This window comes from Brevundimonas sp., from assembly GCF_046295075.1.
Lineage (GTDB): Bacteria > Pseudomonadota > Alphaproteobacteria > Caulobacterales > Caulobacteraceae > Brevundimonas.
In genome coordinates, this window is record NZ_JBKBOC010000023.1 from 15494 (window position 1) to 42127 (window position 26634).

A 26634-nucleotide genomic window follows, 5' to 3' on the forward strand; every position below is an offset into this window, starting at 1 on the left:
CGAAAGAGGGTGGAATGCGAACGCGGCTTATCAAGACCGACGGCCTGGTCCAACAGGTTCTGGACGCCGGGTTCGAGGACCAGAACGCGCCGCTGGTCCTGCTGATCCACGGCTTTCCCGAACTGGGGGTCAGCTGGCGGGCCCAGGTCGAGGCCTTGTCTCAGGCAGGATACCACGTCGCAGCCCCGGACATGAGGGGTTATGGCGGGACCGAGAAGCCGGCGGGGGTGGAAGCCTATTCCATCCTGCATCTGGTCGGGGAAATGGTCGATCTGGTCCGGGCGCTGGGCAAGGCGTCCTGCGTCGTCGTGGGTCACGACTGGGGCGCGCCGGTGGCCTGGCATTGCGCCCTGTTGAGGCCCGATGTGTTCACCGCGGTGGCGGGCCTGTCGGTGCCGTTCCAGCCGCGCCGGCTTAAAGGACCGCCCACCGCCGCCATGGCCGCGATCTCGAAACGGGCCGGGCTGGGCGATCTCTACATCAGCCGGTTCCAGGCGCCGGACGCCCATGTGGCGATGGACGCCGATCCGGCGACGACGTTGAGGAAGCTGTTTTACGCCTATGACGGGGCGACCCCGGCGGATCGGCGCTCCACCGGCTTCATGCCGCAAGGCGTGGATTTGCTCGACACCATCGACGACGCGGCGACCCTGCCGCCGTGGATGAGCGCGGATCATTTCGGCGAGTATGTGCAGGCGTTTTCGGTGGGCGGGTTCGACGCGCCGCTGAACTGGTATCGCGCGATGGATCTGAACTGGTCGCTGACGGCCTTCGTGCAGGACCAGAAGATCACGCCGCCGGCCCTGTTCGTCGTCGGTGAGGACGATCCGGTGCGCCACTACGCCGGAGGCCATGAGGCGGGGCTGAAGGACTGGGCGCCGGGGCTGACCCGGTCGGTGGTCGTGCCGGGGGCGGGGCACTGGATCCAGCAGGAGCGGTCCGCAGAGGTGAACACGCTGCTGCTGGAGTTTTTGGCCGTGCTTTAGGCCGCGGCAGCCATCGCCATCTGCTCGCGCGCCTCGGCGACGATTTCCAGGCTGTGGATGCGGGCGGCGTTGTCGAACATCATGCCGGTGACCATCAACTCGTCCACGCCGGTCAGGGCGATGAAGTCGGAGAGCTGGCGCTTGACCGTCACGGGCCCGCCGACGGCGGAATAGAGCAGGCGGCCCTTTGCGCCTTCGATCTGTTGCGGCGTCAGGACGGTGGTGATGTCGTCGACGGGCGGGGGCAGTTTGCCGGGCTTGCCGGTCGAGAGGCGGGCGAAGCTCTGCTGCATCGAGGTGGACAGGCGCACGCCCTCGGCGTCTGTGTCGGCGGCGAAGACGTTGATCGCGGCCATGGCGTGGGGCTTGGCCAGGCGGTCCGAGGGGGTGAAGCTGCGGCGATAAAGCGCCAGGGCCTCAAGCAGCAGTTCGGGCGCGAAATGGCTGGCGAAGGCGTAGGGCAGGCCCAGCTGACCGGCCAGCTGCGCGCTGAACAGGCTGGAGCCCAAGAGCCAGACGGGTACGCGCAGCCCGGCGCCGGGCACGGCGCGAACGGGCTGGTTCTCGGACGCCGGTTCGAACCACTGGATCAGTTCGACCACGTCGCGCGGAAACTGGTCGGCGCCCTCGAAATAGCGACGGAGCGCACGGGCGGTGGCGCCGTCCGTGCCGGGCGCGCGGCCCAGGCCGACGTCGATCCGGCCGGGGAACAGGGTCTCCAGCGTGCCGAACTGTTCGGCCACGACCAGGGGCGCGTGATTGGGCAGCATGACGCCGCCGGAGCCGACGCGAATACGCTGCGTCCCCGCCGCCACATGGCCGATAACGATCGAGGTCGCGGCGCTGGCGATGCCGGGCATGTTGTGGTGTTCGGCCAGCCAGAACCGCTCATAGCCGAGACGGTCGGCCGCCTGGGCCAGGGCCAGGGTTTCGTCCAGGCCGCGACGGGCGTCGCCGCCTTCGACGATGGGGGAGAGGTCGAGAACTGAGAACGGGATCATGACGCCTAGATCGGGGCTGTCCGCCGAGGTTCAAGGGCGCGGCGGCGGAACCGCAACCGGGTCGGGCGCTTTAAGACTCAAATCCTCACTACGGAGACCTGCGCCATGACGGACATCGATCCCAACAAGCCCGAAGTGGATTGCGACGACGCAAGAGAGGCCGCCGACATGGGCGAAAAGCCGGATCTGGGGCACAAGGCGGACACGCTGATCGACGCCCTGGATGGCAGCGATTCGGGATCTGACACGCGGGCAGGATCGCTGCGGGGCGGATCGGCCTCGGGATCGGACGACGATCCTGATTCACGCGAGATCAACGACGCCCTGGCGGAAGAGGGACGTGAGTCCGCCGATGCAGTCGAGCGTGGGGACTGAACCACGGCGCCTTGCTGCCGCCGCACGCATGCGCCACGGTGGCGCTTCGACCAAATTAGGTCAGGGACGATCTCTCGATGACGCTTCGTAGGGCGGCAGCCGCCGCCGTGGTTCTGTTATGTATCGCCGGATGCGACCGCACGGCCGAGCCGGCCGATGCGAAACAGGCGCCCGATGCGGCCGCGCCTGCGGTGGTCGCAGAGACGCCGACGCCTGACCCTGTCGCGCCGTCCGACGACGCGCCCGTCGCGGGCGCGCCTGCGGTCGATGGTGCGCCGGCATTCGCCGCGATTTATCCGGGCGGCCAGGTCGAGGGACAGCCGCTGCTGGCCGGCGGCGAAGCGGGCGCCGGCGGTCTGGTCACCTTCACCACCGACGCCTCGCCCGATCAGGTCGTGGCCTTCTATCGCGAGCGGGCGGAGGCGGCTGGGCTGCGATCCGTCACGGGCATGAACCAGGGCGAGGCGCGGGCCTATGGCGCGGCCGGCGACCAGGCGAACGGGCCGTCGCTCCAAGTCGTGGCGGCGCCGACGGATGCGGGCGCGACCTCGGTCCAGCTGGGCTGGAGCGCCGGGCAGTGAGGCCGGTCGCCGCCCTGGGCGCGGCGACGGCGATCCTGCTGGTCGTCGGTTGCGCCGGCGCCCCGAAACCGGTCGTGACGATGCCGAGCGAGGGATTTCTGGCCGAGGGCGCGATCGCGCGGCTGGCCGAGGCGGTCCCGCCGCCGCCTGCGGTTGGGTCGATCCAGGACCTGGCGGACAAGGCGGCCTCCGCGCGCTATGTCGCGCTGGAAGACAGTGATCGCTGGCTGCTGGCGACCTCCCACGCGGAACTGCGTCCGCCCCTGGCCTTGCAGCATTTCGACTGCGCCCTGGGCGTGCGGCTGGGGTCGGCCGAGACGCCGGCGCTGGATCGGCTGATGGCGCGCGTGTTTCACGACGCGAACAGCGTGGCGGAACGGGTGAAGGCGCGACAGGCGCGGCCCCGACCGGTCGGCGACGATCCCCAACGGCGCGCCTGTCAGGTCGTGAACGCGGCCACCCGACAAGGCGCCTCCTATCCGTCGGGCAGCGCCGCCGTCGGCATGGCCTATGGCGAGGCCTTCGCTGCGTTGGAGCCGGAGCGGGCCGAGGCCGTGCGACGGATCGGCCATCAGCTCGGTGTCAGCCGCCTGATCTGCGCCATGCATTATCCGACCGACGTGGCTGTGGGCGAAGCGATCGGCCGGGCCGTCGTTGTTGAGGTCGTGCAGACGCCTTCCTTTCAGGTGGATGCCGCGACGGCGCGAGCGGAACTGGAGGCCGCGCGTCGCAGCGGCCTGACCAACCCCGGCTGCGCGGCCGAACGCGCGGCCCTGGCGACCGTTCTGCCCTGACATGGCGCTGTGGCTCGCCCTGGCTGCCCTGGCGTTCCAGGCGCCGCCTGCCGACCGGCCCTGCACGGCGCAGGAAATCCGAGACCTGACCACGCCGTCGGATCAGCCCTATCGTCTCAGGTGCCGCGCCGAACTGTCGGGCGTCGACATTCGCCGCCGTGTCCTGATCGAGGGCGCCGAGGCGTCGGGCGCGTCGCTGGACTGCGGCGGGGGCGCTGTCCGCGCGCCGGGTCAGGCGACGACCTCTGCCCCGACCGTGGCCGTCTGGTCCCGGCGTGACGGAGAGGGGTGGTCGCGGCCGGTCGATGTCACGGTGCGCAACTGCACCGTCGTCGGCAATGTGCGGATCTGGGGCATGGGGGCGGGCGGGTCGATGCGCGACCTGCTGGCCTCGTCGCGCACCGCCGGCCATACGCAGGCGGCCCAGTCTGCGGCGCCGATCCGGGTCACCCTGGACCGGGTGCGGTTCGAGGGGGCGGGGACCATCCCCCTCTATGTCGGGCCGGGCGTGACGCGCACGACGGTGACGCGTTCGACCTTTTCCGGCCGTTCGACCTCGACCGCCGTCTATCTGGACGCCGAGAGCGCGGGCGCCCTGATCCAGGATAACGATTTCGACATCCGCACCGGGCGCGAGCAGATCGCCGTGGATGGATCGGGCGCCAATCGAATCGTCGGCAACCGGCTGGCCCTGGGCGGCAAGGGCGGGGTGTTCCTTTACCGAAACTGCGGCGAGGATGGGGTGATCCGGCACCAGACGCCGTCCTATAATCAGATTACGGACAATGTCTTCACCAGCGCCGGCTGGTTGCGTCCGCGCGCGGTGGTGATCGGCTCGCGCGAGGGCGGACGGCGCTATTGCGGCGACGACCGGGGCTGGCCGTTCGGCTCCAGCGCGAACGACAGCGATGGCGCCACGGGCAATGTGACGGCGCGCAATATCGTCCGGCGGTGAGGCCTTTGGGCCGCACTTGCGCAACCTCGCGGTTCGAGGCTGACTGAGCGCCTGATCGATCGGGGGATTTGAGTATGCGGCTGATCCTGTTTCTGGCGTCCCTGGCCGCCGCCCTGGGACTGGCCGTTTTCGCCAGCCAGACGCCCGCGCCCCTGCCGGCCTCGACGCCCGCCATCGGCTTTTCCGCCGAGCGGGCCATGGCCGATGTGCGCCGCATCGCCCGCACGCCCCATCCTGTCGGATCGGCCGAACATCAGCGGGTCCAGGCCTATCTGGTCCAGCGGCTGGCCGCCCTGGGGCTGCAGCCCAGCCTGCAATCCGGCGCCCTGTCGCCGGCCGCTGTGGCGCGGATCGAGAAGGACGGCGGCGACGCCGGCGCGCTGAGAGCCGTCAATATCGTCGGAGTTCTGCCGGGGCGAGATCCCGGCCTGCCCGCCGTCGCCCTGATGGCCCATTACGACAGCGTGCCGAACTCGCCGGGGGCCGCCGACGATGCGAGCGGCGTCGCCGCGATCCTGGAGGCGGTGCGGGCGATCAAGGCGCGGGGCGGGGCGGACAGGACGCTGGTCGTGCTGCTGACCGATGCCGAGGAGTTGAACCTGGACGGGGCGCGGGCCTTCTTCAGCGAGCATCCGTTGCGCGACCGCATCGGGGCCGTGATCAATCTGGAGGCGCGGGGCGGCGGCGGGCGCGCCATGATGTTCGAGACCGGCCCCGGCAACGCCGAGACCATTGCCCGCTACGCCCAGGCGACGGGCAAGGCGACCGGCGGCCCGTCTAGCAACGCCCTGGCGATCTTCATCTATCGGCTGATGCCCAACGGCACGGATTTCACGGTGGCGGCGGGGCGCGAACTGGCGGGCATCAACCTAGCCTTCATCGGCCGACCGGCCCAGTACCACTCGCCGGCCTCGACGCCCGAGGCGCTGGACCAGGGCAGTCTGCAGCATATCGGGTCGCAGGCGTTGGAGACCGCCGACGCCTTCCTGCGCGCGCCGACCCTGCCCCAGGCGACGCAGAATGCGGTCTATGCCGATGTGTTTGGCTTGTTCGTCGTGCGTCACCCGCCGGTCGTCGGCTGGATCCTTCTGATCGCCGCCGGGCTTGCGACCGCCTTCGCCGCCTGGGGCGCGCATCATGCGACGGGGCTGAGGGCGATGTCGGTTGTGCGGGGCGCGACGGACGGGCTGTGGCTGCTGGCTAGCGCCGTGGTCGTCGGCCAAGCCGTGCGGGTGCTGGCCGGGCCGGTCGGCGGCCGGATCGATTCGGCAGAGACCTACTACACCCTGCTGCGGCGCCTGCCGGTGCTGGAGGTCGGTGTGGCGCTGGCGATGCTCGCCCTGGTTCTGATGGCGGCGGGGGGACGGGGGCGGATCGGCCGAAGGGCGATAGTTGGGGTGGTCGCCGCAGCGGCGGTGCTCGCGACGGTTCTCGGGGGGTTCAGCCTGCTGGTCGTCGGGGCGGCGGTGGTCGCGGCGGGGTTCAGCCTGTGGCCTTTGGGCGAGGACCAGACGACCTGGGGCGGCTGGCTGGGCTTGATCGTGCTGGTGCTGATCCTGGGCGGGTTGATCCAGGCCGTGGCGCCCGAGGCGGCCTTCCTCTTCCTCTGGCCCGGCCTGATTGCGGCCCTAGCCGCAGCGATTACGGCCGTGATCGGAGCCAGGCTGACGTCCTGGCGCGCCCTGATCCCGGCGGCGATCGCAACCGTGGCCTTGGGCGGATGGCTGCTGGTCCAGGGCCACGGCGTGTTTCTGGGCGTCGGCATGGACCTGCCCGGCGCGTTGGGTCTGATCGCCCTGTTGGTGGTGCTGACGGCCCGGCCGCTGGCGCCGACGTCGGCAGGCGAGGCGCGGGTAGTTAGCTTGCTTGCCTCCGCCGGCCTGCTGACGGGCTGCGCCGTGGCGCTGGCGGCCCGGTTCGTCTCCTGACGCCGCCGTGATTTCCGGGTCGTAGGGGTCATCGATCCGGGTTATGGGTGCGGCTGTTTTCTTCCGGAGCCCAGGCGCGCTTGCACCACGCATACGTCAACCCGTTCACCGTCCTGTCGCTGGCGGTTGCGATCCTGGGCGCGTGGACGGCTCTGGACCTGTTCAATCGGACCCGCAGCCACCTGGGCGCGGCGCGATTGCGCTGGCTGGGCGTCGCCGCCCTGGCTCTGGGCGTCAGCATTTGGTCGATGCATTTCCTGGCCATGCTGGGTTTCCATGTCGAGGAGCCGGTTTCCTATGACGCCGGCCTGACGCTGGTTTCGTTCCTGCTGGCGACGGCCGGGACGGCGGCGGCCTTTCTGGCGGCGGGGACGGCGGGGCCCGCAGCATGGCGACTGGCGCCGGCGGCGCTGCTGATGGGAGGCGCGATCGTCGCCATGCACTATGTCGGCATGGCCGCGATGCGGATGAATGCGACCCTGACCTATCGGCCCGGGCTGGTCGCCTTGTCGGTGGTCGTCGCCGTGGCCGCCGCCTATGCCGCCCTGATCGCCGCCCGTCAGGAGCGCGACCGGGCCTGGCGCGGCGTCGCCGCCGTCATCCTGGGGTTGGCCATCGTCTCCATGCACCATATCGGCATGGCGGCCCTGACGGTGACCGCCAATGCCGGTGGGGCGCCGGTCGAGGGCGGGGCCTCTCCGGTAGTGCTGGCGGTCGCGGTGACGGCGGGCGCGGTCACCCTTTTGTTTCTCGCCGTCGGCGCCTCCATGGCGGACCAGAGGGCCAACGTCCTGGCCGCCGTGGACGCCGGAGGCGTCGGCTTCTGGGAGGCGACGCTGCCGATGAAGGCGCCGGTCATGTCCCGCAGAGCCAGAGAGATCCTGTCCATCGACCCCGCCGAGCGCCTCGGCCCCAGCGAGATCGGCGACCGCCTGTCGCCCGAGGATCTGCCGCGGCATCGCCAGGCGCTGGAACAGTCCATCGCGGGGACCGGCGAATACGATCAGGAATGGTTCCTGCCGGGGTCCGGCCGATGGATTCATCTGCGCGGGCGGTTGATCCGCAGTCGCTCGGGGCGACCCCTGAAGATGTCCGGCGTGATCACCGACATCACCGACCGCCGAGAAGCCTTCGCCGCCCTGGCCGACAGCGAACGGTTGCAGTGGGTGTTGATCAATGAGCTGAATCACCGGGTCAAGAACACCCTGGCGACGGTGCAGTCGATCGCCAGACAGACCGCCCGGCGGACGCCGGACGTGGCCACCTTCACCACCCTGTTCGAGGCCCGGCTTCTGGCGCTGTCCAACACCCAGAACCTGCTCACGGCCGGCAACTGGGAACGCGTCGATCTGCGCGCCATGCTGGCCCAGGAACTGGCGCCCTATGCCGAGGAGCAGGTGCGCCTGACCGGCCCCGACGTTGATCTGAACGCCCAGCAGACATTGGGGATGGGGATGGTGTTCCATGAGCTGGCGGTGAACGCCGCCAAATACGGCGCCCTGGCGAATGCGACGGGATGCGTTCGCGTCGATTGGTCGGTGGCGGACCGTCACCTTCTGCTGGATTGGGTCGAAAGCGGCGGACCACAGGTGCAGCCGCCACAGCGGCGGGGCTTCGGCTCGGCTCTCATCGAGTCCACCGTCAACCGATCCCTGGGCGGGTCGTCGGCCATGGCCTATCTGCCCGAAGGCCTCAGCTTCAGCCTCAGGTTGCCGTTGTAGCTTGCGTCAATATCGGACGTAGCTTTTCGATGTTCTTGTTTTGATCGACGAGAACATCTTGTGAACCAGAACAAACCATGCACATAGTCGTCCTCACGAAACGGGGGCGGGTCCAGGCGGGTCTCTCCCAAGCTTAATGACGGGAATCATGGCAAGGGAGACGAAGGCAATGGCTTCACAGGCAGCACTCAAGTTGGTGGGCAAGGACGACGGCGACAAGCAACGCGCCCTGGAGGCGGCGATCGCTCAGATCGATCGCGCCTTCGGCAAGGGTTCGGTGATGAAACTGGGCAAGGGCGGGGTCGCGGACGTGATCCCCTCGGTGTCCACCGGATCGCTGGGTCTGGATATGGCGCTCGGCATCGGCGGCCTGCCGCGCGGGCGGGTGATCGAGGTGTTCGGCCCTGAATCCTCGGGCAAGACGACCCTGGCCCTGCATACGGTGGCCGAGGTTCAGAAGGCCGGCGGCGTCGCCGCCTTCGTGGACGCCGAACACGCGCTGGATCCCGGATACGCCCAGAAGCTGGGCGTCAATCTGGACGACCTGCTGGTGTCTCAGCCTGACACCGGCGAACAGGCGCTGGAGATCGTCGATACGCTTGTGCGCTCCGGCGCCGTGGACATCGTGGTGATCGACTCGGTCGCCGCCCTGACGCCGCGCGCCGAGATCGAGGGCGAGATGGGCGACAGCCTGCCGGGTCTTCAGGCGCGTCTGATGAGCCAGGCGCTGCGCAAGCTGACGGCGTCGATCTCCAAGTCGAACTGCATCGTCCTGTTCATCAACCAGATCCGTCACAAGATCGGCGTCATGTACGGCTCGCCCGAGACGACGACGGGCGGCAATGCGCTGAAGTTCTACGCCTCGGTGCGTCTGGACATCCGCCGCACCGGCGCGATCAAGAACCGCGACGAGGTGGTCGGCAACACCACCCGGGTCAAGGTAGTCAAGAACAAGGTCGCCCCGCCGTTCCGTGAGGTCATCTTCGACATCATGTACGGCGAGGGCATCTCCAAACTGGGCGAGATCATCGACCTGGGCGTCAAGGCCGGGGTGATCGAGAAGTCGGGCAGTTGGTTCAGCTATGACTCGACCCGGATCGGCCAGGGCCGCGAGAATGTGCGCGAATTCCTGAAGCAGAACCCGGACATCGCCGCCTCGATCGAAAAGGCGGTGCGCGCCTCGACCAGCAAGATCGCCGACGAACTGCTGGGCACGCCCGAGCCGGACGAAGGCCAGGATCTCGAAGGCTGACGACCGTCTCGCCTTCCTAGACACTCCGTCGCCCCAAGCGACCCGCCACCGACCCCGCGAGGGGCGGCGGAGCGACCCGTCCGACCTCGTGTCGGATGGGTCTTTTTTGGGCGGTGTCAGATATCGAGGTCGTCCCGCACCTTGGTCAAAATCCGACCCAGCAAATTGCTGCCTCGCCAAGCATCGGGTGAATGCACCGCCGGATCATCGATCATCAAACCCACGCCCCAGATCCAGTCCCTCGGATTTGCCTCGACCAACATAGCACTTCTCGTCGCGGCCAACTGACGTGCCGCCCCGGCGTTTTGCGCAAACTTGGCGAAATTGCCTCGATAGACGATGTCGATCTTCGCCGCGTCCCAGCGCGCCTGATCGAAGCCAGCTATCTGCTGACCAAGTCGTTTCTGCTCTCCCGGATCCGGCGTCGTCATGACCGCCTTCGCGCGTTGTTCGTCTCCGAACAGCTGCGCCTTCGCCAGCATCATCCACTGCTCCGCAGTGACATAGGTCACACCCTCAAGTGTGAAGGTCGTCGCATGCCACTGGCTGAACACTCCCTTGATGAAGGGGTGAAACTGCGTGAAGGCGTCACTTCGTGGAAGGTCAGCCTCGGTGATGAAAGACAGAGCGCTCATATAGGGCGATCATAGCTGTCGTTCTTCCAAACCAAAACGGGCGACCCGAAGGCCGCCCGTTCCGTACTCACACTACTCCGCAACCGATCAGGCGGCGGCCCTCTCCGGGGCGAACTTGCCGTAGAAGGTCTCGTTCTTGGCGGCCATGTCGCGCAGCAGCTGCGGGACCTTGAACCGGTCGCCGTAGGTCGCCGCCAGACGGTCGGCGGTTTCTACGAATTTGGCCAGGCCGATGCCGTCGATCATGCTGATCGGGCCGCCGGTCCAGGGCGCGAAGCCCCAGCCCAGGATGGCGCCCAGGTCGGCCTCGCGCGGGTCGTCGATCACGCCCTCGGCCCAGCAGCGGGCGACCTCGACGGCCTGCCGATACAGAAGCCGCGTTTTCAGTTCGTCGATCTGGGCGAAGGCGGTCGCCTCTTCGGGCTTGTCGATGCCCTTGGTGGTTGGCGCCAGTTCGGCCAGGCCAGCCCAAAGCGTCTTGGGCTTGCTGTCATAGTCGTAGAAGCCCTTGCCGTTCTTGCGGCCGAAGCGTCCGCCCTCGACCATGGTGGCGACGATCTGTTCGCCCTCGTTGGCGACGTACTTGTCGCCGAGGTCGGCCTTGGTCTGTTTGGCGATCTTGTAGGACAGGTCCAGGGCGACGTCGTCGTGCATCTCCAGCGGGCCGCGCGGCATGCCGGTCATGCGTCCGACATTGTCGATCAGGGCCGGGCCATAACCCTCTTCCAGCATCGCCATGCCTTCCATCAGGAAGGTGGAGAAACAGCGCGAGGTGTAGAAACCGCGGCTGTCGTTGACGACGATCGGGGTCTTCTTGATCTTCAGCACATAGTCCAGCGCCTTGGCGATGGCGGCCTGACCTGTCTTTTCGCCCAGGATGATCTCGACCAGCATCATCTTGTCGACGGGCGAGAAGAAGTGGATGCCGATGAAGTCCTCGGGACGAACCGAGGCCTCGGCCAGGCCGGTGATCGGCAGGGTCGAGGTGTTGGAGCCGAACACGGCGCCTTCGGCCAGTTGCGCCTCGGCGCGCTTGGTCACGTCGGCCTTGATCTCGCGGCTTTCGAACACGGCCTCGACCACGAGGTCCGAGCCCTTGATGTGGTCATAGTCGGTCGTCGCCGTGACCAGGGCCAGGGTCGCGTCATACTTGTCTTGCGTCATTTGACCGCGCGACAGACGCTTCTTCAGCAGTTCCTCGACATGGGCCTTGCCCTTGTCGGCGGCTTCCTGGGTCTGGTCGATCAGGATGGTTTCGATGCCGGCCATGACCTGCACATAGGCGATGCCCGCGCCCATCATGCCGGCGCCGATGACGGTGACCTTCTTTGCGTCCGACTTGGGCACGCCGGCCGGACGCACGGCGCCCTTGTCCAGTTCCTGCTTGGACAGGAACAGGCTGCGGATCATGGCCTGGGCCTGCGGCGTCATAAGGGTCTTGATGAAATAGCGGGTCTCGATCCGCAGGGCCGCGTCCATCGGAACCTGGGTCCCTTCGTAGACGGCCTTCATCAGGTTCACCACGGCCGGATAGTTGCCGTAGGACTGTTTGCGCAGCATGGCGTTGCCGACCATGAAGTTCTGGATGCCGGCCGGGTGATAGGGGCCGCCGCCGGGCAGTTTGAACGACTTGTCGTCCCACGGCTGGACGGCCTTGCCGCCGTTCTTGATCCAGGTCTTGGCGGCCTCGACCGACTGACCCTTGTCGACCACCTCATGGACGATGCCGGCGCCCTTGGCGTCGTTAGGACGGAAGGACTTGCCTTCGCTCATCGCCATCATGGCGTTCTGCACGCCGACCAGACGCGTCAGGCGCTGGGTGCCGCCGCCGCCGGGGAAGAGGCCGACCTTGATCTCGGGCAGGCCCAGCTGGATCTTGTTGTCGTTCTCGACCACGCGATAGTGGCAGGCCAGGGTGAACTCCAGCCCGCCGCCCAGGGCCAGGCCGTTGATCGCGGCCGCGATCGGCTTGCCCGAGGTTTCCAGCGCGCGGAAGGCGCCGTTCAGCTTCCAGCCGGCGTCGAACGCCTTCTGCAGGTCGCCGCCGCCCGAGAGCACGCCGCCGGCCATGTCGCCCAGGTCCGCGCCGGCGCAGAAGCCGGAAGGCTTGCCCGAGGTGATGACCGCGCCCTTGATGGCGTCGTCGGTCTTGATGCGTTCGACCAGTTCGGGGATTTCCGCCATGACCGAAGAGGTCAGGGTGTTCATCGAACGACCCGGCACGTCGAACGTGACCAGGGCGATGCCGTCGGCGTCGACGTCGATCTTGAAGTTTTCCATGGGTGTGATCCTCAGACGCGTTCGATGACGGTGGCGGTGCCCATGCCGCCGCCGATGCACAGGGTGATCAGGGCGGTCGACTTGTTCGAGCGTTCCAGCTCGTCCAGGGCGATACCGGTGATCATGGCGCCGGTGGCGCCCAGGGGGTGGCCCATCGAGATGCCGCCGCCGTTCACATTCATCTTGGCGTGGTCGATGTTCAGGGCCTGCATGTAGCGCAGGACGACGGCGGCGAAGGCCTCGTTCAGCTCCCACACGTCGATGTCGTCGGGCGTCATACCCAGCTTGCCCAGCAGTTTGCGGGTCACATATTCCGGGCCGGTCAGCATGATCGACGGCTCAGAGCCGATCGAGGCGCCGCCCAGGATCTTGGCGCGCGGCTTCAGGCCCAAGGCCTGGCCGGCTTCCAGCGAGCCGATCAGCACGCCGGCCGAACCATCGACGATGCCGGACGAGTTGCCGGGGGTGTGCACGTGGTTGACGCGCTCGACCTCGGGGTAGCGCTGGTTGATCACGCTGTCGAAGGCCATCTCGCCCATCATGGCGAAGGAGGGGTTCAGGCCGCCCAGGGCCTGCATGTCCGTGTTCGGACGAATGGTCTCGTCATGATCCAGGATGGTCAGGCCCAGCTGGTCCTTGACGCCGATGACCGACTTCTTGAACCGGCCCTCGGCCCAGGCCTTTGCGGCGCGCTTGTGGCTCTCGACCGAATAGGCGTCCACATCGTCGCGGCTGAAACCGTATTTGGTTGCGATCATATCGGCCGACACGCCTTGCGGCACGAAATAGGTGGGGAAGGCCGAAGACGGATCGGTAGGCCAGGCCCCCATGTCCGAACCCATGGGCACGCGGCTCATGACCTCGACCCCGCCGCCGACGGCGAAGTCGGCCTCGCCGGACTTCACCTTGGCGGTGGCCATGTTCACGGCTTCCAGGCCCGAGGCGCAGAAGCGGTTGACCTGAACGCCGGCCGTATATTGCGACCAGCCGGCCGAGAGCACCGCCGTGCGGGCGATGTCGGCGCCGAGTTCGCCCACGGGCGTGACGCAGCCCAGGATGACGTCGTCGACCTTGGACGTGTCCAGGTCGTTGCGGTCGCGCAGGGCTTCCAGCACCTGGGTCGCCAGGCTGAGGCCGGTGATCTCGTGCAGCGAGCCGTCCTTCTTGCCCTTGCCGCGCGGCGTGCGGACGGCGTCGTAGATATAGGCGTCAGCCATGGGAGTGAGTCTCCATCTTTGGCCCTTAGGCTCACCGCCCCCTTTTGAAAGGAATGGGCGGTTCGCGACATGAGGGCAGGGCGGTTCCAAGCGTGGACGCCAAGAACCCTACGTTTACGTCAACGTCAAGTAATAAGCCGCGTGACGCCGCGCCATGGGGCTGAAGGTCTTCGATTTTAGAGGGGCTTCGACGCCGCCAGCGAGCGGGCCGGGCATGGCTGCCCGGCCCGCTTGTGATCCGTCAGCGCGGCGGAATCCGCGTCGCGCCGCCAGTGATCTTGCAGGCGTAGTCTGTCTGGGGCCGTCCGGTCTGAACGCCCGTCGGCGTCAGGATGCCCTGGCTGCGGGTGCATTCCGCTTCCAGCGCATCCATGTCCTTCTGATAGCTGTTGACGCCGCCGGTCGTGCCACAGGCAGCCAACAGCGGCAGGCTGATCACTGCGGAAAGAATGAGGATACGCATGGCTCGGTGCTCCCTTGGAGCGTCGAAGCGCTCCTCATTGCCCCCCGGCGTCGAAAGATTACTGCGTCGCCGCCAGCCTGACCAGCTTGCCGTTCTCCTCGTCGGTGATGGCCCAGACCGCGCCGTCGGCGCCGACCGCCACGTCGCGAACGCGTTCGCCCAGATCGGTCAGCAGCCGCTCCTCCCCGACCACGCGGTCATTCTGGATCACCAGACGAGCGATGTGCTTTTCCTTCAGCCCCGCGACCAGCAGGTTTCCGTCCCAGCCGGGGAACATGGCGCCCTGATAGAAGGTCGCGCCGCCGGGCGCGATGACGGGATCCCAGTAATAAACCGGCTGTTCCGTGCCCGGCGCCTGGGTCGCGCCGGCGTTGATTTGACCGCCGGCGTATTCGACGCCGTAGGCCGCGTCGGGCCAGCCGTAGTTCAGGCCCGGCTTGTCGATATTGACCTCGTCGCCGCCGCGCGTGCCGTGTTCGATCGTCCAGATCGCGCCCGTGCCGGGCTGGACGGCGATCCCCTGGACGTTGCGATGGCCCAGGCTCCAGATTTCGGGCAGGGCGCCGGCGCGCCCGACGAAGGGGTTGTTCTGAGGGACCGTGCCGTCGGCGTTGATGCGGATGGTCTTGCCCATGTGCGAGCCCAAGTCCTGGGCCTGGGGCCGCATCGGCCGGTCGGAGCGTTCGCCCAAGGTGATGAACAGCTTGCCGTCCGGCGCGAAGGCCAGGGACGAGCCGAAATGCTTGTCGCCGTCATAGATGGGCAGGGCGCGGAAGATGACTTGGACATTCTCCACGCGCGAGCCGTCGTCCGACAGACGCGCCCGGGCGACCGAGGTGGCGTTGCCGCCGTTACGCGGTTCGGAATAGCTCCAGTAGATCATCCGATCTTGGGCGAAGCTCGGCCCGACGATCACGTCCAGCAGGCCGCCCTGGCCGCGGGCGTCGACGGCAGGCAGGCCCGCGACCGGCTCGCTGATCTGGCCCTGGGCGGTGATGATGCGCAGGCGGCCGGGCTTTTCCGTCACCAGCCAGCGACCGTCGGGCATGGCCGCCAGTCCCCAGGGGTGAACCAGGCCGGAGGCCACGACCGTGTGAGCCATCGCCTGTTTCGTCTTCACGCCCGGCGCGCGCGTCTGGCCGGCGAAGGCCGGCTGCTGGTCGGGGTTGTTGGCCGGACGGGTCTCCAGCGGTGCGCCGGCCTGGGGTGGAGCGTTTGCGCTTTCGCCGTTCGCGCCGCAGGCGGCGGCGAGGACAAGCAGGGACGTCGAGGCGGCGGCGACGATCAAGCGCATGGCGAAGGCTCCGATGGGAAACAGGCGTTGGTTCGGGAACGGCGACGCCAGCGTTACCGTTCCGGCCCTGCGGCGTCTTGCGCCCTATCGCCGCACGATCTGCACCGAGACGACTTGAACCGCGCGCCCGACGGCGATATAGGCACGCCTCTTTCGCGCTGGCCCTCGGCCTCGCGCAGGCCCGGGACTGGGTAGCTCAGATGGTTAGAGCGGTGGATTCATAACCCACAGGTCGGCGGTTCGATCCCGCCTCCAGTCACCACTTCCGCCAACTGCAACCTGTGCCGTTGTGCGGCGTTGTCGGTCGAGACCTTAACCTTGACCGGAGATCCGCCATGACGATCCGAACCAAAGCCTTGATGGCGGCCGTCGCCGCCCTGACCCTGGGCGCCGCCGCCTGCACCGAGGCCGAGCAGGAAAAGACCGAAGCCCATGCCGAGGCCGCCGCCGACAAGACGGCGGATGTGGCGTCGCGCGCCGGTGAAGTGATCGAGGGCGGCGCGATGAAGGCGGCCCAGGCCGTCGAGACCGGCGCTGGCAAGGTTGCAGACAAGCTGGAAGGCGAACAGGCCGAGGCGGCAGCCGAAGGCAAGCCCGGCGCGATCAATCCCGCCACCGACCAACGCGTTCCGGTCGACAACTAAAGCACGGATCAGGCGGGGGGCGGTGAGCCACCTTCCGCCAGCACCGCGTCGATCAGTGCGCGAGCCTGGGGGCTGGACCAGTCCGCCTCGCCCGCCATGGTCGCGCGCATATGGCCTTGGCGATCCAGGATGATCGTCTGCGGCATGGCGCCCTTGCCGGGAAACTCGAACGGTAACTGGAAGCGGATGTCGCTGTAGAAGGGCAGGGGGGCGTGGTCGTCAAGGAAGCGCCTAGCCTCGGCCGCCGCTTCAGGCGTGGCGTCCACGTTGATCGGCAGGACCACCAGATCCTCGTTCGCCTCATAGGCTTTCGCCAGGGCCTGAAGCGTCGGCATCTCCGCCTTGCACGGCGCGCACCACATTGCCCACAGGTTCACGACCACCACCTTGCCCTGAAAGGCCGAGAAGCGGACGGCCGTGCCGGTGCGGTCGCGGAAGGCGTATTCGGGCGCCATTTCGGCCTGGGCCGGTGTCGAAAGCGCCGCCAGGGGGCCGACGGCGAAGCGCGCCAGGTCGCTTTTCGGCGTCGCGGCGGCGGTTGCGGCCTCTTCGACTTGCGCCTTCTGGCGATGATTGGCGTATAGCGACATCGCCATGCCGCCGGCGCCGGCGATGGTGCTGACGACGACGACCGCGCCGACGACCGCCCAGATCGCCTTTCTAGAGCCGCTCATGACTGAATCCACCTCTTCCGACGCCAAGCCATCTGGCGGTTCGACTGCGCCGGTGAAGCCCGCGGGTCAAGACATGTGGGGCGGACGCTTTTCGTCGCGCCCCGCCGAGATCATGCAGGCGATCAACGTCTCCATCGGCGTGGATCAGCGGCTGTGGCGCCAGGATCTGGCGGGGTCGCGCGCCCACTGCCGCATGCTGGCCAAACAGGGCATCATCCAGCAGGCGGACGCCGAGGCCATCCTGGGCGGGCTGGACGCCATCGAAGCCGAGATCGAGGCCGGGACCTTCCCCTTCCGTGACCAGTTCGAGGACATCCACATGAATGTGGAGGCGCGCCTGAACGAACTGATCGGCGAGCCGTCGGGACGCCTGCACACCGCGCGCAGCCGCAACGATCAGGTCGCGGTCGATTTCCGCCTGTGGGTGCGCGACGCCTGCGATCGCTCGGTCGCCCAGTTGAAAGCGTTGCAGGCCGCCCTGCTGGCGCGCGCCGAACAGCATGCCGGCGATCTGATGCCCGGCTTCACCCATCTGCAAACGGCTCAGCCCGTGACCCTGGGTCATCACCTGATGGCCTATGTCGAGATGTTCGGCCGTGATGCGGGGCGCTTCGCCGACGCGCGGGCGCGGATGAACGAAAGCCCGCTGGGCGCCGCGGCCCTGGCCGGTTCGCCCTTTCCCATCGACCGACAGATGACGGCGGGCGAGCTGGGCTTCGACCGGCCCATGGCGAATAGCCTGGATGCGGTGTCGGACCGGGATTTTGCGCTGGAAAGCCTGGCCGCCGCCTCGATCACGGCGGGGCATCTGTCGCGTCTGGCCGAGGAGATCGTGGTGTGGATGACGCCGATGTTCGGCTTCGCCTCCCTGCCCGACGACCTGACGACGGGGTCGTCGATCATGCCGCAGAAGCGCAATCCCGACGCCGCCGAACTCGTGCGGGCCAAGACCGGCCGGATCATGGGCTCGCTCGTTGCTCTCTCCACGGTGATGAAGGGCCTTCCGCTGGCCTATTCCAAGGACATGCAGGAGGACAAGCCGCCGGTGTTCGAGGCGTTCGACGCCTTGGATCTGGCGCTGGTCGCCATGACCGCGATGGTTTCGGCGCTGCAGCCCAATACCGAACGCATGGCCCAGGCGGCGGGCGCGGGCTTCTCGACGGCGACGGACCTGGCGGACTGGCTGGTGCGCGAGCTGAACCTGCCGTTCCGCAAGGCGCACCATGTGACGGGGGCGGCGGTGAAGCGGGCAGAGGGCCTGGGCGTGGACCTGTCGCAACTGCCGCTGGAAGAAATGCAGAAACTGGAGCCGGGGATCACCGAAGCGGTTTACAAGGTGCTGACCGCCCAGGCTTCCTGCGAAAGCCGTCAAAGCTATGGTGGAACCGCGCCGGAACAGGTCCGTGCGCGTATCGCCGACTGGAGAGCCCGCCTGTGAAGAAGACCCTGATCATCGTGGGCGCGCTCGCCCTTATGACCTCCGCCTGCGGTCGCATGGCCGATCTGGAATCGCCGGTGCGCGAGACCGAGCGTGCGCCGCGCGACAGCCGCGCGCCGCATCTGCCCGAGCCGGCGACCATGAACCGTCCGTCCAGCAGCGTGCCGATCGACGGCGGGCCGTCAAACCCCATCGGCGCCGGCGCCGCCCAGAACGACCCGCGGTAAGTTGCACCACTTCGACCTGAAGGACGGCGCCCTGTATGCCGAGGGCGTGCCGCTGGAGCTGATCGCGGACGAGGTCGGCACGCCGGCCTATGTCTATTCGACCGCGACGCTGAAGCGGCACTACGGCCTGCTGCACGCCGCCGCCGATGCGCATCGCGACGCCCTGGGCGAGGCGCTGATCGCCTTTGCGGTCAAGGCCAACTCCAACCTGTCGGTGCTGGCGACCCTGGCCAAGCTGGGATCGGGGGCGGACACGGTGTCCGAGGGCGAGATCCGCCGGGCTCTTGCGGCCGGCGTGCCGTCCGACCGGATCATTTTTTCCGGCGTGGGCAAGACCGACGTGGAAATGGCCTTCGCCATCAGCGTCGGCGTGCGCCAGATCAACGTCGAATCCGGCGCGGAGCTGGATCGGCTGATCGCCATCGCGGCCATGATGGACACATCGCCGGCCATCGCCGTGCGGGTCAATCCCAACGTCGGCGCCGGCGGTCACGCCAAGATCACCACGGGCGGCAAGGGCGACAAGTTCGGCGTGCCGGTCGAGGAGGCGATGGGGCTGTACGCGCGCGCCTCTGCCTCGCCCCATGTCACGCCCGTGGGGCTGGCCTGTCACATCGGCAGCCAGATCACCGACCTGGCCCCGCTGGAGGCCGCCTTCAAGGTGCTGGCCGAGATGACGCGGGAGCTGCGGGCGCAGGGTCATGCCGTGACGCGGCTGGACCTGGGCGGCGGACTGGGCGTGCCCTATTCGGGCGGGGTCGAACCGCCGTCCCCGGCCGACTATGTCGCCATGGCTGCGCGGGTTCTGAACGGGCTGGACGTCGAGGCGGCGTTCGAGCCGGGGCGGCTGCTGGCGGCCAACGCCGGCGTGCTGCTCAGTCAGGTGATCCAGGTCAATGAACGCTCGGACGGGCGGCGTTTCCTGGTGCTGGACGCGGCGATGAACGACCTGATGCGGCCGGCGCTGTACGACGCCTTCCACGACATCCAGCCGGTCAATCCGCGTAGCGGCGCGCGCCTGCCGCACGATGTGGTCGGGCCGGTTTGCGAGACGGGCGACACCTTCGCGCGCGACCGCGACCTGCCACCGCTGGAGGCCGAGGACCTGGTCGTCTTCACCGGGGCGGGGGCTTACGGCGCGGTGATGTCGAGCGAATACAACAGCCGCCCCTTGGTCCCCGAGGTTCTGGTGGATGGCGATCAGTGGGCCGTGATCCGGCCGCGCCCGACCTATGAGGAAATGCTGGACCGCGAGCCGTTCGCCGACTGGCTTTAGGCGAGAATCCCTCTCGACCGTTATAAAGTAACACGCTATAGGGCCGGTCATGTCCCCCGGTCCCGAACAGTCCGTCATGCTTTCCCTGCTGGGGGGCGGCTTCGTCGCGGCCTTTCTGCATGCGGCCCTGCCGACCCACTGGCTGCCCTTCACCCTGGTCGGGCGGGCGCAAGGCTGGCGACCGTCGCGAATCCTGATGGCGGTGACGGCGGCAGGCCTGGCCCATATCGCCACGACGGCGGTGGTCGGCGGCCTGATCGTGGCGGCGGGCCTGGCGCTGGATCAGTGGATCGAGGGGGTCCTGCCGCATCTTGCGGCGGTGCTTCTGTTCCTGTTCGGCGCCTTCTACCTGGCCCGCGCGACCTTGCGCCGGCCGGTTGTGGCGGGCGGGCCCGTTCTGGAAACCTCAGAGCCGGCGGTGTCGGACAAGGCGGCGTTTCTGGGTCTGATCGCCATGATGGCGGTGTCGCCGGGCGAGGTGTTGTTGCCCATCTATCTGTCCTCGGCCTCGGCGGGCGTCGGCGCTCTTGCGATGCTGACGGTGGTGTTTGCGGTCGGCACCATCGCCGGCATGGCGACATTCACGGCCCTGGCCAGCGCCGGCGCCTCGATCCTGCGGTTGGAACGGTGGGCGAGATATGAAGGGGCGGTGCTGGGCGTGGCCCTGATCGCGCTGGGCCTCGTCGTCGCCATGCATCAGCACTGAAGCGATATTACATGATAACATTCAACGCGTTATCATGTAGCGGCTTGGCTGTTCCTGCAAACGGCGTATAGGCGAGCGATGAACGCCGCACACGACCACGCCGATCACGACCATGACCACGATCACTCGGATCACGGTCACGGCCATTCGCACAGTCATCACGGACACAGCCACGGGCATGGCGGACACAGCCACGGCCCGGTGGACACCGGCGACTGGCGCTACGCCGTCGGCCTTGTGGTCAATCTGCTTTTCGTGGCGTGCGAGTTCGGCGCGGGCCTGATCGCGGATTCCACGGCGCTGCTGGCCGACGCCGGACATAATCTGTCGGACGTGCTGGGCCTGGCCATGGCGGGCGGCGCGGCCTGGTTGGCGCGGCAAGGGGCGCATGGGGCGGCGGGCGGTCGGCGCACCTATGGGTTCGGCAAGGCGACGGTTCTGGCGGCCCTGGGCAATGCACTGCTGCTGATCTTCGCCTGCGGGGCCATCGCCTTCGAGGCGGTGCGGCGCTTCAACGAGCCGGCGCCGGTAGGGTCGGGCCTCATCATGGCGGTGGCGGGCATCGGCTTCGTCATCAACCTGGGCACCGCGCTTCTGTTCATGAAGTCGCAGCACGACCTGAATGCGCGCGGCGCCTATCTGCACATGATGGCCGACGCCGGGGTGTCGCTGGGCGTGGTGGCGGCGGGGGGCTTGATCATGATGACCGGCTGGTCGGTGGTCGATCCGCTGGTCAGCCTTGCGATCGTGGTCGTGATCCTGTGGTCGACCTGGGGCCTGCTGAAGGATTCCGTCAACCTGGCCATGGACGGGGCCCCGACGGGCGTGGACGTGCCGGCGTTGGAAAAGGCGCTGGTCGCCTTACCGGGCGTGCGGGCGGTGCATGATCTGCACGTCTGGGGCCTGTCCACGACCGAGACGGCCCTGACCGCGCATCTGGTGCACGACCGCGAGGATGCGGCGGCCCTGATCGGAGAGGCCCAGGCCGTGGCGAAACGTTACGCTATCGGCCACACGACGCTGCAGCTGGAGAACGAGCCCCTGCCGGATTGTCCGGGTTGCTGACCCTCTAGGCCTGGGCGAAGGTCAGGGGCGCGCCCCAGAACTGGGACACCATCTCCGACTGGGGGCCGGCCTGGCCGGTGGTCAGGAAGTCGCGGCGGCCGCTGTCGCCCAGATCGTATTCGGGATGCGACTTGAAATACCGCTCCAGCGCATCGGCGACGGCCTTGGGCTGTTCGATCAGCGCGGTTCCCGCCGGCAGGGCCTGGGCGAACAGTTCGGCGACGATCTCGTAGTGGGTGCAGCCCAGTATGGCCTTGTCGGGATGGCGACCGATGCGACGGCGCAGGGCGTCGACGTGGTCGTCGATCACCACCTTCAGCTCTTCGCGCGGGGCGCCCAGCTCGATCAGGCCCGCCAGGCCGGGGCAGGGTTCGGAGAAGACGGCGATGTCTTCGCGTCGCTTGTCGATTTCGATCTCATAGACGCGGCTGATGGCCGTGGCGGCGGTGCAGAAGACGCCGGTGATGGCGATGGAGGCGACCTTCTCGCCCTCTTGCGGGCGCTCGGCCTCGAAGCTCCAGGGTTTGCCGGTCGCGGCCTCGATGGTTGGCACGATGATGCCCAGGATGTTGACCGGGCGGCCCAGCCGCTCGCGCAGACCCGGCAGCCAGGTCTGTTGCAGGCGGCGAAGCGCGATGGCGCTGGCGGTGTTGCAGGCCAGGACCACCACGGAGGCGCCGGCGTCGAGCAGCCGCTCGCACCCCGTCTTGGTCAGTTCGACGATGTCCTCGCCGCTGCGCCCGCCATAGGGGGCGTGGGCCTGGTCGGCCAGATAGATGAAGTCCCGCGCAGGGAACCGCCGGGTCAGTTCGCGGTGAACGGTCAGACCGCCCACGCCGGAGTCGAAAACGCCAATAGCCATGGGCGCGCTTTAGAGCAGTGCGACGACGTATCCAACCGGATTGCCGAGAAGATTACCGTCCTGTCAGGTGACTGGGGCGTCCGGTGCGCCTAAGTGTGTGGGCAATCATGATCTTCTTTCGGAGCATTCCATGCATAGACGCCAGCTTCTCATCGCGGGCGGCAGCCTGATGGCCCTGTCGGCCTGCGCCTCGACCGGCGTCGCGTCGGGCGGGTCCGCCGCCGCCCCGTCGGCCGCCAGCCTGGTCGAGGAAGCGCGCATCGCCCGCGCCGTCCTGCCGACCCAGACGCCGCGCGCCGAGCTGCTGCAGGTCTGGACCGGCTCCTATGACGGCGTGCCGCCGTTCGACAAGGTGACGCCGGCCAAGCTGCGCGAAGCCATGCTGGAAGGCATCGAGCTGCAACGCGCAGACATCGCCGCCATCGCGAACAATCCCGAGGCCCCGACCTTCGCCAACACCATGGCGGCGCTGGAACTGGCGGGCGAGCCGCTGGATCGCGCGTCCAACATCTATGGCGTCATGACCTCCAACATCGGCGGCGAAGCCTATGACGCCGTCGATACCGAGCTGTCGCCGATCCTGTCGGCCGCCTCTGACGAGATCACCTTCAACGAGAAGCTGTTCCAGCGGGTCAAGACTGTCGCCGACACCGCCGACGCGGCGGGCCTGAGCGCCCAGCAGAAGCGCCTGGCCGAGCGTCGTCGCGACGCCTTCATCCGTTCGGGAGCCAATCTGGACGCAGCCGGCAAGGCCGAGCTGGGCCGGATCAACACCGCCCTGTCCAACGCCTTCACCCGCTTCGGCCAGAAGGTCGTGGCCGACGAGAACGCCTGGACCCTGATCCCGAACGAAGCCGGTCTGGCGGGCCTGCCTGACTCGAACAAGGCCGCCGCTGCGGGCGCGGCGCGCAGCCGCAACCTGCAGGGCTGGGCCATCCTGAACACCCGTTCGTCGGTCGATCCCTTCCTGACCTTCGCCGACGACCGGGCCCTGCGCGAGCAGGTCTGGAAGAAGTTCGTCAACCGCGGCGACAACGGCGACGCCAACGACACGAACGCGACCATCGCTGAGATCGTCAAGCTGCGCGACCAGCGCGCCAAGCTGCTGGGCTATCGCAACCATGCCGAACTGCGCATGCAGGACACCATGGCCAAGACCCCTGCGGCGGCCCAGGCCCTGATGGATCGCGTGTGGGCGCCGGCCAAGGCCCGCGTCGCCGAAGAGGTCGCCGACATGAAGGCGATCGCCGGTTTCGACATCGAGCCCTGGGACTACCTCTACTTCGCCGAGAAGGTCCGCAAAGCCAAGTACGACCTGGATCAGAACCAGCTGAAGCCCTATTTTGAACTGAACGCGGTGCGCGCCGGCTCCTTCGCCATGGCCGAGCGCCTGTACGGCTTCAGGTTCACCAAGCTTCCCAAGGGCTCGGTCCCAACCTTCGAGCCGGACGTCGAGGTCTATGAGCTGCACGACAAGGCCACCGGCAAGCTGATCGGCCTGTACTACACCGACGACTACGCCCGTCCGGGCAAGCGTTCGGGTGCCTGGATGACCACCTATCGGTCGTTCTCGACGCTGGACGGGTCGAAGGTGATCTTGGGCTCGAACAACAACAACTTCACCAAACCCGAGCCCGGCGAGCCGGTGCTGATCTCGCTCGACGACGCCGAGACCCTGTTCCACGAGTTCGGCCACACCCTGCACTACTATTCGTCGAACGTGACCTATCCGTCGTTCGGCAATACGCCGCGCGACTTCGTGGAATATCCGTCGCAGGTGCACGAGCACTGGGTGCTGAGCCGCCCGATCCTAGACGGCTATCTGAAACACTATCAGACGGGCGCGGCCATGCCGCAAGAACTGGTGAACAAGATCGAGGCCGCCGCCACCTTCAACCAGGGCTATGCGACGGTCAGCTATCTGTCCTCGGCCATCGTCGACATGGATCTGCATACCCAGGCCACGCCGCCGACCGACATCGACGCCTTTGAAAAGGCCAGCCTGGCGCGGATCGGCATGCCCAAGGAGATCGTGATGCGGCACCGCCTGCCGCAGTTCAACCACCTGTTCACGTCGGACGGCTATTCGGCGGGCTACTACAGCTACCTGTGGTCCGAGACGATGGACGCCGACACCTGGGCCTATTTCGAGGAGTCGGGCGACGTGTTCAACCCGGACATCGCCGGCCGCTTCAAGTCGATCATGCTGGCGCCGGGCAACACTACGGATCGGGCCGAAGCCTACCGCGCCTTCCGCGGTCGCGACCCGGACGTGGCGGCTCTGCTGAAGGTCCGGGGCTTCCCGGTATCTTGATCCTGGGGCCTATCGCCCTTCGGGCTACTTGAGGCCCGGAAAGCGGCTTTGGCTTTGTGAAATGGGACGCCGTCGGATGACCCATCCGGCGGCGTCCTGCGTTTCAAGCCTCGAAGGCGACGCGACCGCGCGCGTATTCGGTGCGGGCGCGTTCGGGCAGGAGGGACATCGCTTCGTCTCGCACCTTGTCTCTGCAGCTCAGTCGTTCGATGGGCAGGCGGCCGGTGCAGAGATTTCGCGCGACGCGCTGGACGCGGACGTCGAACGCCATCGCGCCGGCGCGGCTCGACAGGTCGAGGTCGCCGTAGGAGATGCGGGCTTCGATAGGGGCGGCGTAGGCGGCGCCGGCGAAGAGGAAGGCGGCGGTCGTCAGAGAGGCAATCCTGAGCATGATCCTGGTTCCATTTTTCCGCCCCTTGTCGTCCGGGGCAGGGAACGGTGACGCTGGATCGGATCGAAACGGCGAAGCTTCCGAGGCGGAAAGGCGGCGCTTTCATAATTCGACGTCATGACATTTCGGTCAGGTTCGACGCCTGGATGAACGCGCCCGCACGTCAGGTGCTTCAACTGGGACCGTTCAACCTCTAAGTCAGGAGCGGGCATCGGCCTGCTGGAGATTTCATGACCGTCGTCGCCTCCTACGTCTATCGCGACGGCCAGCGCGTGCGCGAGGCGCCGCTGACGCCCGCAGGGCTGGCGCTCGAACCGGGAGAGTTCGTCTGGGTCGGGCTCTACGATCCGACGGACGCCGAGATCGATGTCCTGGTCGAACGGTTCAAGCTGCACCCGCTGGCGGTCGAGGACGCCCTGGCCGCGCACCAGATGCCCAAGGTCGAGGTCTATGGTCGCGAACTGTTCGTGGTCGCCCGAACGGCGTTGAAGATCGACGATCGCATCGCCTATGGCGAGACCCACGTCTTCGTCGGCGACGACCATGTGGTCAGCATCCGCCACGGCTCGGCGCGGGCGCACAGTCTGTTGCGGGCGCAGCTGGAGGCGTCGCCGCTACAGCTCAAGAAGGGGCCGGATTTCGTCCTGCACGGCATTCTGGACTTCATCGTCGACGCCTATTCCCCCATCGTCGACGACGCGGAGGACAGCGTGCTGGAGATGGAGCAGCGTACGCTGGACGCCTTCCTGTCGCGGGTCGAGATCCGGCGCCTGTTCACCCTGCGCCGCGAACTGTTGAAGTTCCGGCGCATCCTGGGGCCGATGGAGGAGGTGCTGGGGCGCCTGCAGTCGCTGGACATGCCCTGTATCGACCCGGATGTAAGGCCCTATTTCCGGGACGTGAGCGACCATGTGCGACGGGTGAACAGCCGGCTGGGCGGGTTGAACGACATCCTGTCGTCGGTGTTCGAAGTCGCCAACCTGCTGGAGCAGCAACGCCAGGGCCTGATCACCCGGAAACTGGCCGCCTGGGCCGCCATCCTGGCGGTGCCGACCGCCATCGCCGGCATCTACGGCATGAACTTCGAGCACATGCCCGAGCTGCGCTGGGAATATGGATACTATGCGGTTCTGGGCATCATAGCCGCCATCTGCGCGAGCCTGTACGTGACGTTCAAGCGGACGAAGTGGCTGTAGGCGGCGAGGGGACGTAAGCGACCCCTCGCCATCCATTTGTTTCAGCTGAGCACGAACAGATCGACGACCTGGGCGACCTGGCGGTCGGCGCGCGGCGAACGCGCATAGTCGGTCTGACGCGCTCGCGGCAGTTCGCGCAGGGCTTCCTGACGGACGATGGTGAGGCAGTGGCTTTGGTTGACGGCCAGACGGCCCATGCGACGCATGTCCTGGCACAGGCGGGCGCCGGCCTCCTCGACGCGCGCGTCGAAGGCGGCGGCGCCGGCGGCCGTGGACAGGTCCAGGTCGCCATAACGAATGCGAGCGTCCTGGGCCGTCGCGGGGGCGACGACGGCGGCGGACAGAACGGCGGCGGCGAA

26 protein-coding genes and 1 tRNA gene are annotated in these 26634 nt (G+C 67.6%); 17 read left to right on the forward strand and 10 right to left on the reverse strand.

Annotation, left to right across the window (positions count from 1 at the left end):
- Positions 1-14: 14 nt before the first annotated feature.
- Entirely contained in the window at positions 15-986 is a 972-nt protein-coding gene (locus ACK4MH_RS14555) for an alpha/beta fold hydrolase (RefSeq protein ID WP_409719625.1), read from the forward strand.
- Here ACK4MH_RS14555 and ACK4MH_RS14560 read toward each other — a convergent pair.
- The gene (locus ACK4MH_RS14560; protein WP_409719627.1) at positions 983-1987 is read right to left on the reverse strand and encodes an LLM class flavin-dependent oxidoreductase; all 1005 of its coding nucleotides are present in this window, start codon (positions 1985-1987) and stop codon (positions 983-985) included. The two genes, ACK4MH_RS14555 and ACK4MH_RS14560, sit on opposite strands and share 4 nt — an antisense overlap.
- Positions 1988-2092: 105 nt before the next feature.
- Here ACK4MH_RS14560 and ACK4MH_RS14565 point away from each other — a divergent pair, with 105 nt between their 5' ends.
- From ACK4MH_RS14565 to recA, 7 genes are all read left to right on the forward strand, one after another.
- On the forward strand, positions 2093-2362 hold the full coding sequence (locus ACK4MH_RS14565) for a ribonuclease (protein ID WP_409719629.1): 270 nt from the start codon (positions 2093-2095) through the stop codon (positions 2360-2362).
- 77 nt (positions 2363-2439) lie between these two features.
- On the forward strand, positions 2440-2943 hold the full coding sequence (locus ACK4MH_RS14570; RefSeq protein ID WP_409719631.1) for a hypothetical protein: 504 nt from the start codon (positions 2440-2442) through the stop codon (positions 2941-2943).
- The gene (locus ACK4MH_RS14575; RefSeq protein ID WP_409719633.1) at positions 2940-3737 is read left to right on the forward strand and encodes a phosphatase PAP2 family protein; all 798 of its coding nucleotides are present in this window, start codon (positions 2940-2942) and stop codon (positions 3735-3737) included. The genes ACK4MH_RS14570 and ACK4MH_RS14575 overlap by 4 nt, the downstream gene beginning before the upstream one ends.
- 1 nt (position 3738) lies before the next feature.
- Positions 3739-4692 (forward strand): right-handed parallel beta-helix repeat-containing protein, encoded by a 954-nt coding sequence (locus tag ACK4MH_RS14580; RefSeq protein ID WP_409719635.1) that lies wholly within the window; start codon positions 3739-3741, stop codon positions 4690-4692.
- A gap of 74 nt (positions 4693-4766) precedes the next feature.
- Complete coding sequence (locus ACK4MH_RS14585; protein ID WP_409719637.1) at positions 4767-6620, forward strand: M20/M25/M40 family metallo-hydrolase; 1854 nt, start codon at positions 4767-4769, stop codon at positions 6618-6620.
- Positions 6621-6700: 80 nt separating this feature from the next.
- A complete protein-coding gene (locus ACK4MH_RS14590) occupies positions 6701-8341 on the forward strand; it encodes an MHYT domain-containing protein (protein WP_409719639.1) in 1641 nt (546 codons plus the stop codon).
- A 169-nt stretch (positions 8342-8510) separates the two neighbouring features.
- Positions 8511-9593, forward strand: coding sequence for a recombinase RecA (recA, locus tag ACK4MH_RS14595; protein WP_409719641.1), 1083 nt, complete (start codon positions 8511-8513; stop codon positions 9591-9593).
- A 116-nt stretch (positions 9594-9709) separates the two neighbouring features.
- Here recA and ACK4MH_RS14600 read toward each other — a convergent pair whose 3' ends face one another.
- The 5 genes from ACK4MH_RS14600 to ACK4MH_RS14620 all read right to left on the reverse strand — a co-directional run bounded on the left by ACK4MH_RS14600 (position 9710) and on the right by ACK4MH_RS14620 (position 15482).
- Complete coding sequence (locus tag ACK4MH_RS14600) at positions 9710-10228, reverse strand: NADAR family protein (RefSeq protein ID WP_409719643.1); 519 nt, start codon at positions 10226-10228, stop codon at positions 9710-9712.
- Positions 10229-10315: 87 nt separating this feature from the next.
- Positions 10316-12508: a 3-hydroxyacyl-CoA dehydrogenase NAD-binding domain-containing protein gene (locus tag ACK4MH_RS14605; protein ID WP_409719645.1), complete on the reverse strand. Its 2193-nt coding sequence runs from the start codon at positions 12506-12508 to the stop codon at positions 10316-10318.
- A gap of 11 nt (positions 12509-12519) precedes the next feature.
- Positions 12520-13725: an acetyl-CoA C-acetyltransferase gene (locus ACK4MH_RS14610; RefSeq protein ID WP_409719647.1), complete on the reverse strand. Its 1206-nt coding sequence runs from the start codon at positions 13723-13725 to the stop codon at positions 12520-12522.
- 241 nt (positions 13726-13966) lie between these two features.
- Positions 13967-14188, reverse strand: coding sequence for a hypothetical protein (locus tag ACK4MH_RS14615; protein WP_409719649.1), 222 nt, complete (start codon positions 14186-14188; stop codon positions 13967-13969).
- Between the two features lie 58 nt (positions 14189-14246).
- Positions 14247-15482 carry a PQQ-dependent sugar dehydrogenase gene (locus ACK4MH_RS14620; protein WP_409719651.1) on the reverse strand — a complete coding sequence of 412 codons (1236 nt, stop codon included), beginning with the start codon at positions 15480-15482 and terminating at the stop codon, positions 14247-14249.
- A gap of 185 nt (positions 15483-15667) precedes the next feature.
- Between ACK4MH_RS14620 and ACK4MH_RS14625 the strand changes: the two genes are divergently transcribed.
- A tRNA-Met gene (locus ACK4MH_RS14625) sits at positions 15668-15744 on the forward strand.
- Between the two features lie 73 nt (positions 15745-15817).
- On the forward strand, positions 15818-16126 hold the full coding sequence (locus ACK4MH_RS14630; RefSeq protein ID WP_409719652.1) for a hypothetical protein: 309 nt from the start codon (positions 15818-15820) through the stop codon (positions 16124-16126).
- A gap of 8 nt (positions 16127-16134) precedes the next feature.
- Here ACK4MH_RS14630 and ACK4MH_RS14635 read toward each other — a convergent pair whose 3' ends face one another.
- Positions 16135-16800 carry a TlpA family protein disulfide reductase gene (locus tag ACK4MH_RS14635; RefSeq protein ID WP_409719654.1) on the reverse strand — a complete coding sequence of 222 codons (666 nt, stop codon included), beginning with the start codon at positions 16798-16800 and terminating at the stop codon, positions 16135-16137.
- Between ACK4MH_RS14635 and argH the strand changes: the two genes are divergently transcribed.
- The 5 genes from argH (at position 16799) to ACK4MH_RS14660 (ending at position 21512) form a co-directional block, all read left to right on the forward strand.
- Positions 16799-18238, forward strand: a complete 1440-nt coding sequence (argH, locus tag ACK4MH_RS14640) for an argininosuccinate lyase (protein ID WP_409719656.1) — start codon at positions 16799-16801, stop codon at positions 18236-18238. The genes ACK4MH_RS14635 and argH overlap by 2 nt on opposite strands.
- Positions 18235-18465, forward strand: coding sequence for a hypothetical protein (locus tag ACK4MH_RS14645; RefSeq protein WP_409719658.1), 231 nt, complete (start codon positions 18235-18237; stop codon positions 18463-18465). The genes argH and ACK4MH_RS14645 overlap by 4 nt, the downstream gene beginning before the upstream one ends.
- Position 18466: 1 nt before the next feature.
- Positions 18467-19741: a diaminopimelate decarboxylase gene (lysA, locus tag ACK4MH_RS14650; RefSeq protein WP_409719660.1), complete on the forward strand. Its 1275-nt coding sequence runs from the start codon at positions 18467-18469 to the stop codon at positions 19739-19741.
- A 49-nt stretch (positions 19742-19790) separates the two neighbouring features.
- Positions 19791-20447, forward strand: coding sequence for a hypothetical protein (locus ACK4MH_RS14655; RefSeq protein ID WP_409719662.1), 657 nt, complete (start codon positions 19791-19793; stop codon positions 20445-20447).
- 78 nt (positions 20448-20525) lie between these two features.
- Complete coding sequence (locus tag ACK4MH_RS14660; RefSeq protein ID WP_409719664.1) at positions 20526-21512, forward strand: cation diffusion facilitator family transporter; 987 nt, start codon at positions 20526-20528, stop codon at positions 21510-21512.
- 4 nt (positions 21513-21516) lie between these two features.
- Here ACK4MH_RS14660 and ACK4MH_RS14665 read toward each other — a convergent pair whose 3' ends face one another.
- Positions 21517-22374, reverse strand: a complete 858-nt coding sequence (locus ACK4MH_RS14665; protein ID WP_409719666.1) for a glutamate racemase — start codon at positions 22372-22374, stop codon at positions 21517-21519.
- A 130-nt stretch (positions 22375-22504) separates the two neighbouring features.
- On the opposite strand from ACK4MH_RS14665, the gene ACK4MH_RS14670 reads away from it, so the two are divergent.
- On the forward strand, positions 22505-24688 hold the full coding sequence (locus ACK4MH_RS14670; RefSeq protein WP_409719668.1) for a M3 family metallopeptidase: 2184 nt from the start codon (positions 22505-22507) through the stop codon (positions 24686-24688).
- A 103-nt stretch (positions 24689-24791) separates the two neighbouring features.
- On the opposite strand, the gene ACK4MH_RS14675 is transcribed toward ACK4MH_RS14670, so the two are convergent.
- Positions 24792-25079, reverse strand: coding sequence for a UrcA family protein (locus tag ACK4MH_RS14675; protein WP_409719670.1), 288 nt, complete (start codon positions 25077-25079; stop codon positions 24792-24794).
- Between the two features lie 230 nt (positions 25080-25309).
- On the opposite strand from ACK4MH_RS14675, the gene ACK4MH_RS14680 reads away from it, so the two are divergent.
- Positions 25310-26275 (forward strand): magnesium and cobalt transport protein CorA, encoded by a 966-nt coding sequence (locus tag ACK4MH_RS14680; RefSeq protein ID WP_409719672.1) that lies wholly within the window; start codon positions 25310-25312, stop codon positions 26273-26275.
- Positions 26276-26316: 41 nt separating this feature from the next.
- On the opposite strand, the gene ACK4MH_RS14685 is transcribed toward ACK4MH_RS14680, so the two are convergent.
- Positions 26317-26634: UrcA family protein (locus tag ACK4MH_RS14685; protein ID WP_409719674.1), on the reverse strand; the 318-nt coding region annotated here is incomplete at its 5' end.

Coding starts and splice junctions, on each gene's coding strand:
- ACK4MH_RS14555 (WP_409719625.1), top strand. CDS start 15: ATGCGAACGCGGCTTATCAAGACCGACGGCCTGGTCCAACAGGTTCTG.
- ACK4MH_RS14560 (WP_409719627.1), bottom strand. CDS start 1,987: ATGATCCCGTTCTCAGTTCTCGACCTCTCCCCCATCGTCGAAGGCGGC.
- ACK4MH_RS14565 (WP_409719629.1), top strand. CDS start 2,093: ATGACGGACATCGATCCCAACAAGCCCGAAGTGGATTGCGACGACGCA.
- ACK4MH_RS14570 (WP_409719631.1), top strand. CDS start 2,440: ATGACGCTTCGTAGGGCGGCAGCCGCCGCCGTGGTTCTGTTATGTATC.
- ACK4MH_RS14580 (WP_409719635.1), top strand. CDS start 3,739: ATGGCGCTGTGGCTCGCCCTGGCTGCCCTGGCGTTCCAGGCGCCGCCT.
- ACK4MH_RS14585 (WP_409719637.1), top strand. CDS start 4,767: ATGCGGCTGATCCTGTTTCTGGCGTCCCTGGCCGCCGCCCTGGGACTG.
- recA (WP_409719641.1), top strand. CDS start 8,511: ATGGCTTCACAGGCAGCACTCAAGTTGGTGGGCAAGGACGACGGCGAC.
- ACK4MH_RS14600 (WP_409719643.1), bottom strand. CDS start 10,228: ATGAGCGCTCTGTCTTTCATCACCGAGGCTGACCTTCCACGAAGTGAC.
- ACK4MH_RS14605 (WP_409719645.1), bottom strand. CDS start 12,508: ATGGAAAACTTCAAGATCGACGTCGACGCCGACGGCATCGCCCTGGTC.
- ACK4MH_RS14610 (WP_409719647.1), bottom strand. CDS start 13,725: ATGGCTGACGCCTATATCTACGACGCCGTCCGCACGCCGCGCGGCAAG.
- ACK4MH_RS14615 (WP_409719649.1), bottom strand. CDS start 14,188: ATGCGTATCCTCATTCTTTCCGCAGTGATCAGCCTGCCGCTGTTGGCT.
- ACK4MH_RS14620 (WP_409719651.1), bottom strand. CDS start 15,482: ATGCGCTTGATCGTCGCCGCCGCCTCGACGTCCCTGCTTGTCCTCGCC.
- ACK4MH_RS14630 (WP_409719652.1), top strand. CDS start 15,818: ATGACGATCCGAACCAAAGCCTTGATGGCGGCCGTCGCCGCCCTGACC.
- argH (WP_409719656.1), top strand. CDS start 16,799: ATGACTGAATCCACCTCTTCCGACGCCAAGCCATCTGGCGGTTCGACT.
- ACK4MH_RS14635 (WP_409719654.1), bottom strand. CDS start 16,800: ATGAGCGGCTCTAGAAAGGCGATCTGGGCGGTCGTCGGCGCGGTCGTC.
- ACK4MH_RS14655 (WP_409719662.1), top strand. CDS start 19,791: ATGTCCCCCGGTCCCGAACAGTCCGTCATGCTTTCCCTGCTGGGGGGC.
- ACK4MH_RS14660 (WP_409719664.1), top strand. CDS start 20,526: ATGAACGCCGCACACGACCACGCCGATCACGACCATGACCACGATCAC.
- ACK4MH_RS14665 (WP_409719666.1), bottom strand. CDS start 22,374: ATGGCTATTGGCGTTTTCGACTCCGGCGTGGGCGGTCTGACCGTTCAC.
- ACK4MH_RS14670 (WP_409719668.1), top strand. CDS start 22,505: ATGCATAGACGCCAGCTTCTCATCGCGGGCGGCAGCCTGATGGCCCTG.
- ACK4MH_RS14675 (WP_409719670.1), bottom strand. CDS start 25,079: ATGCTCAGGATTGCCTCTCTGACGACCGCCGCCTTCCTCTTCGCCGGC.
- ACK4MH_RS14680 (WP_409719672.1), top strand. CDS start 25,310: ATGACCGTCGTCGCCTCCTACGTCTATCGCGACGGCCAGCGCGTGCGC.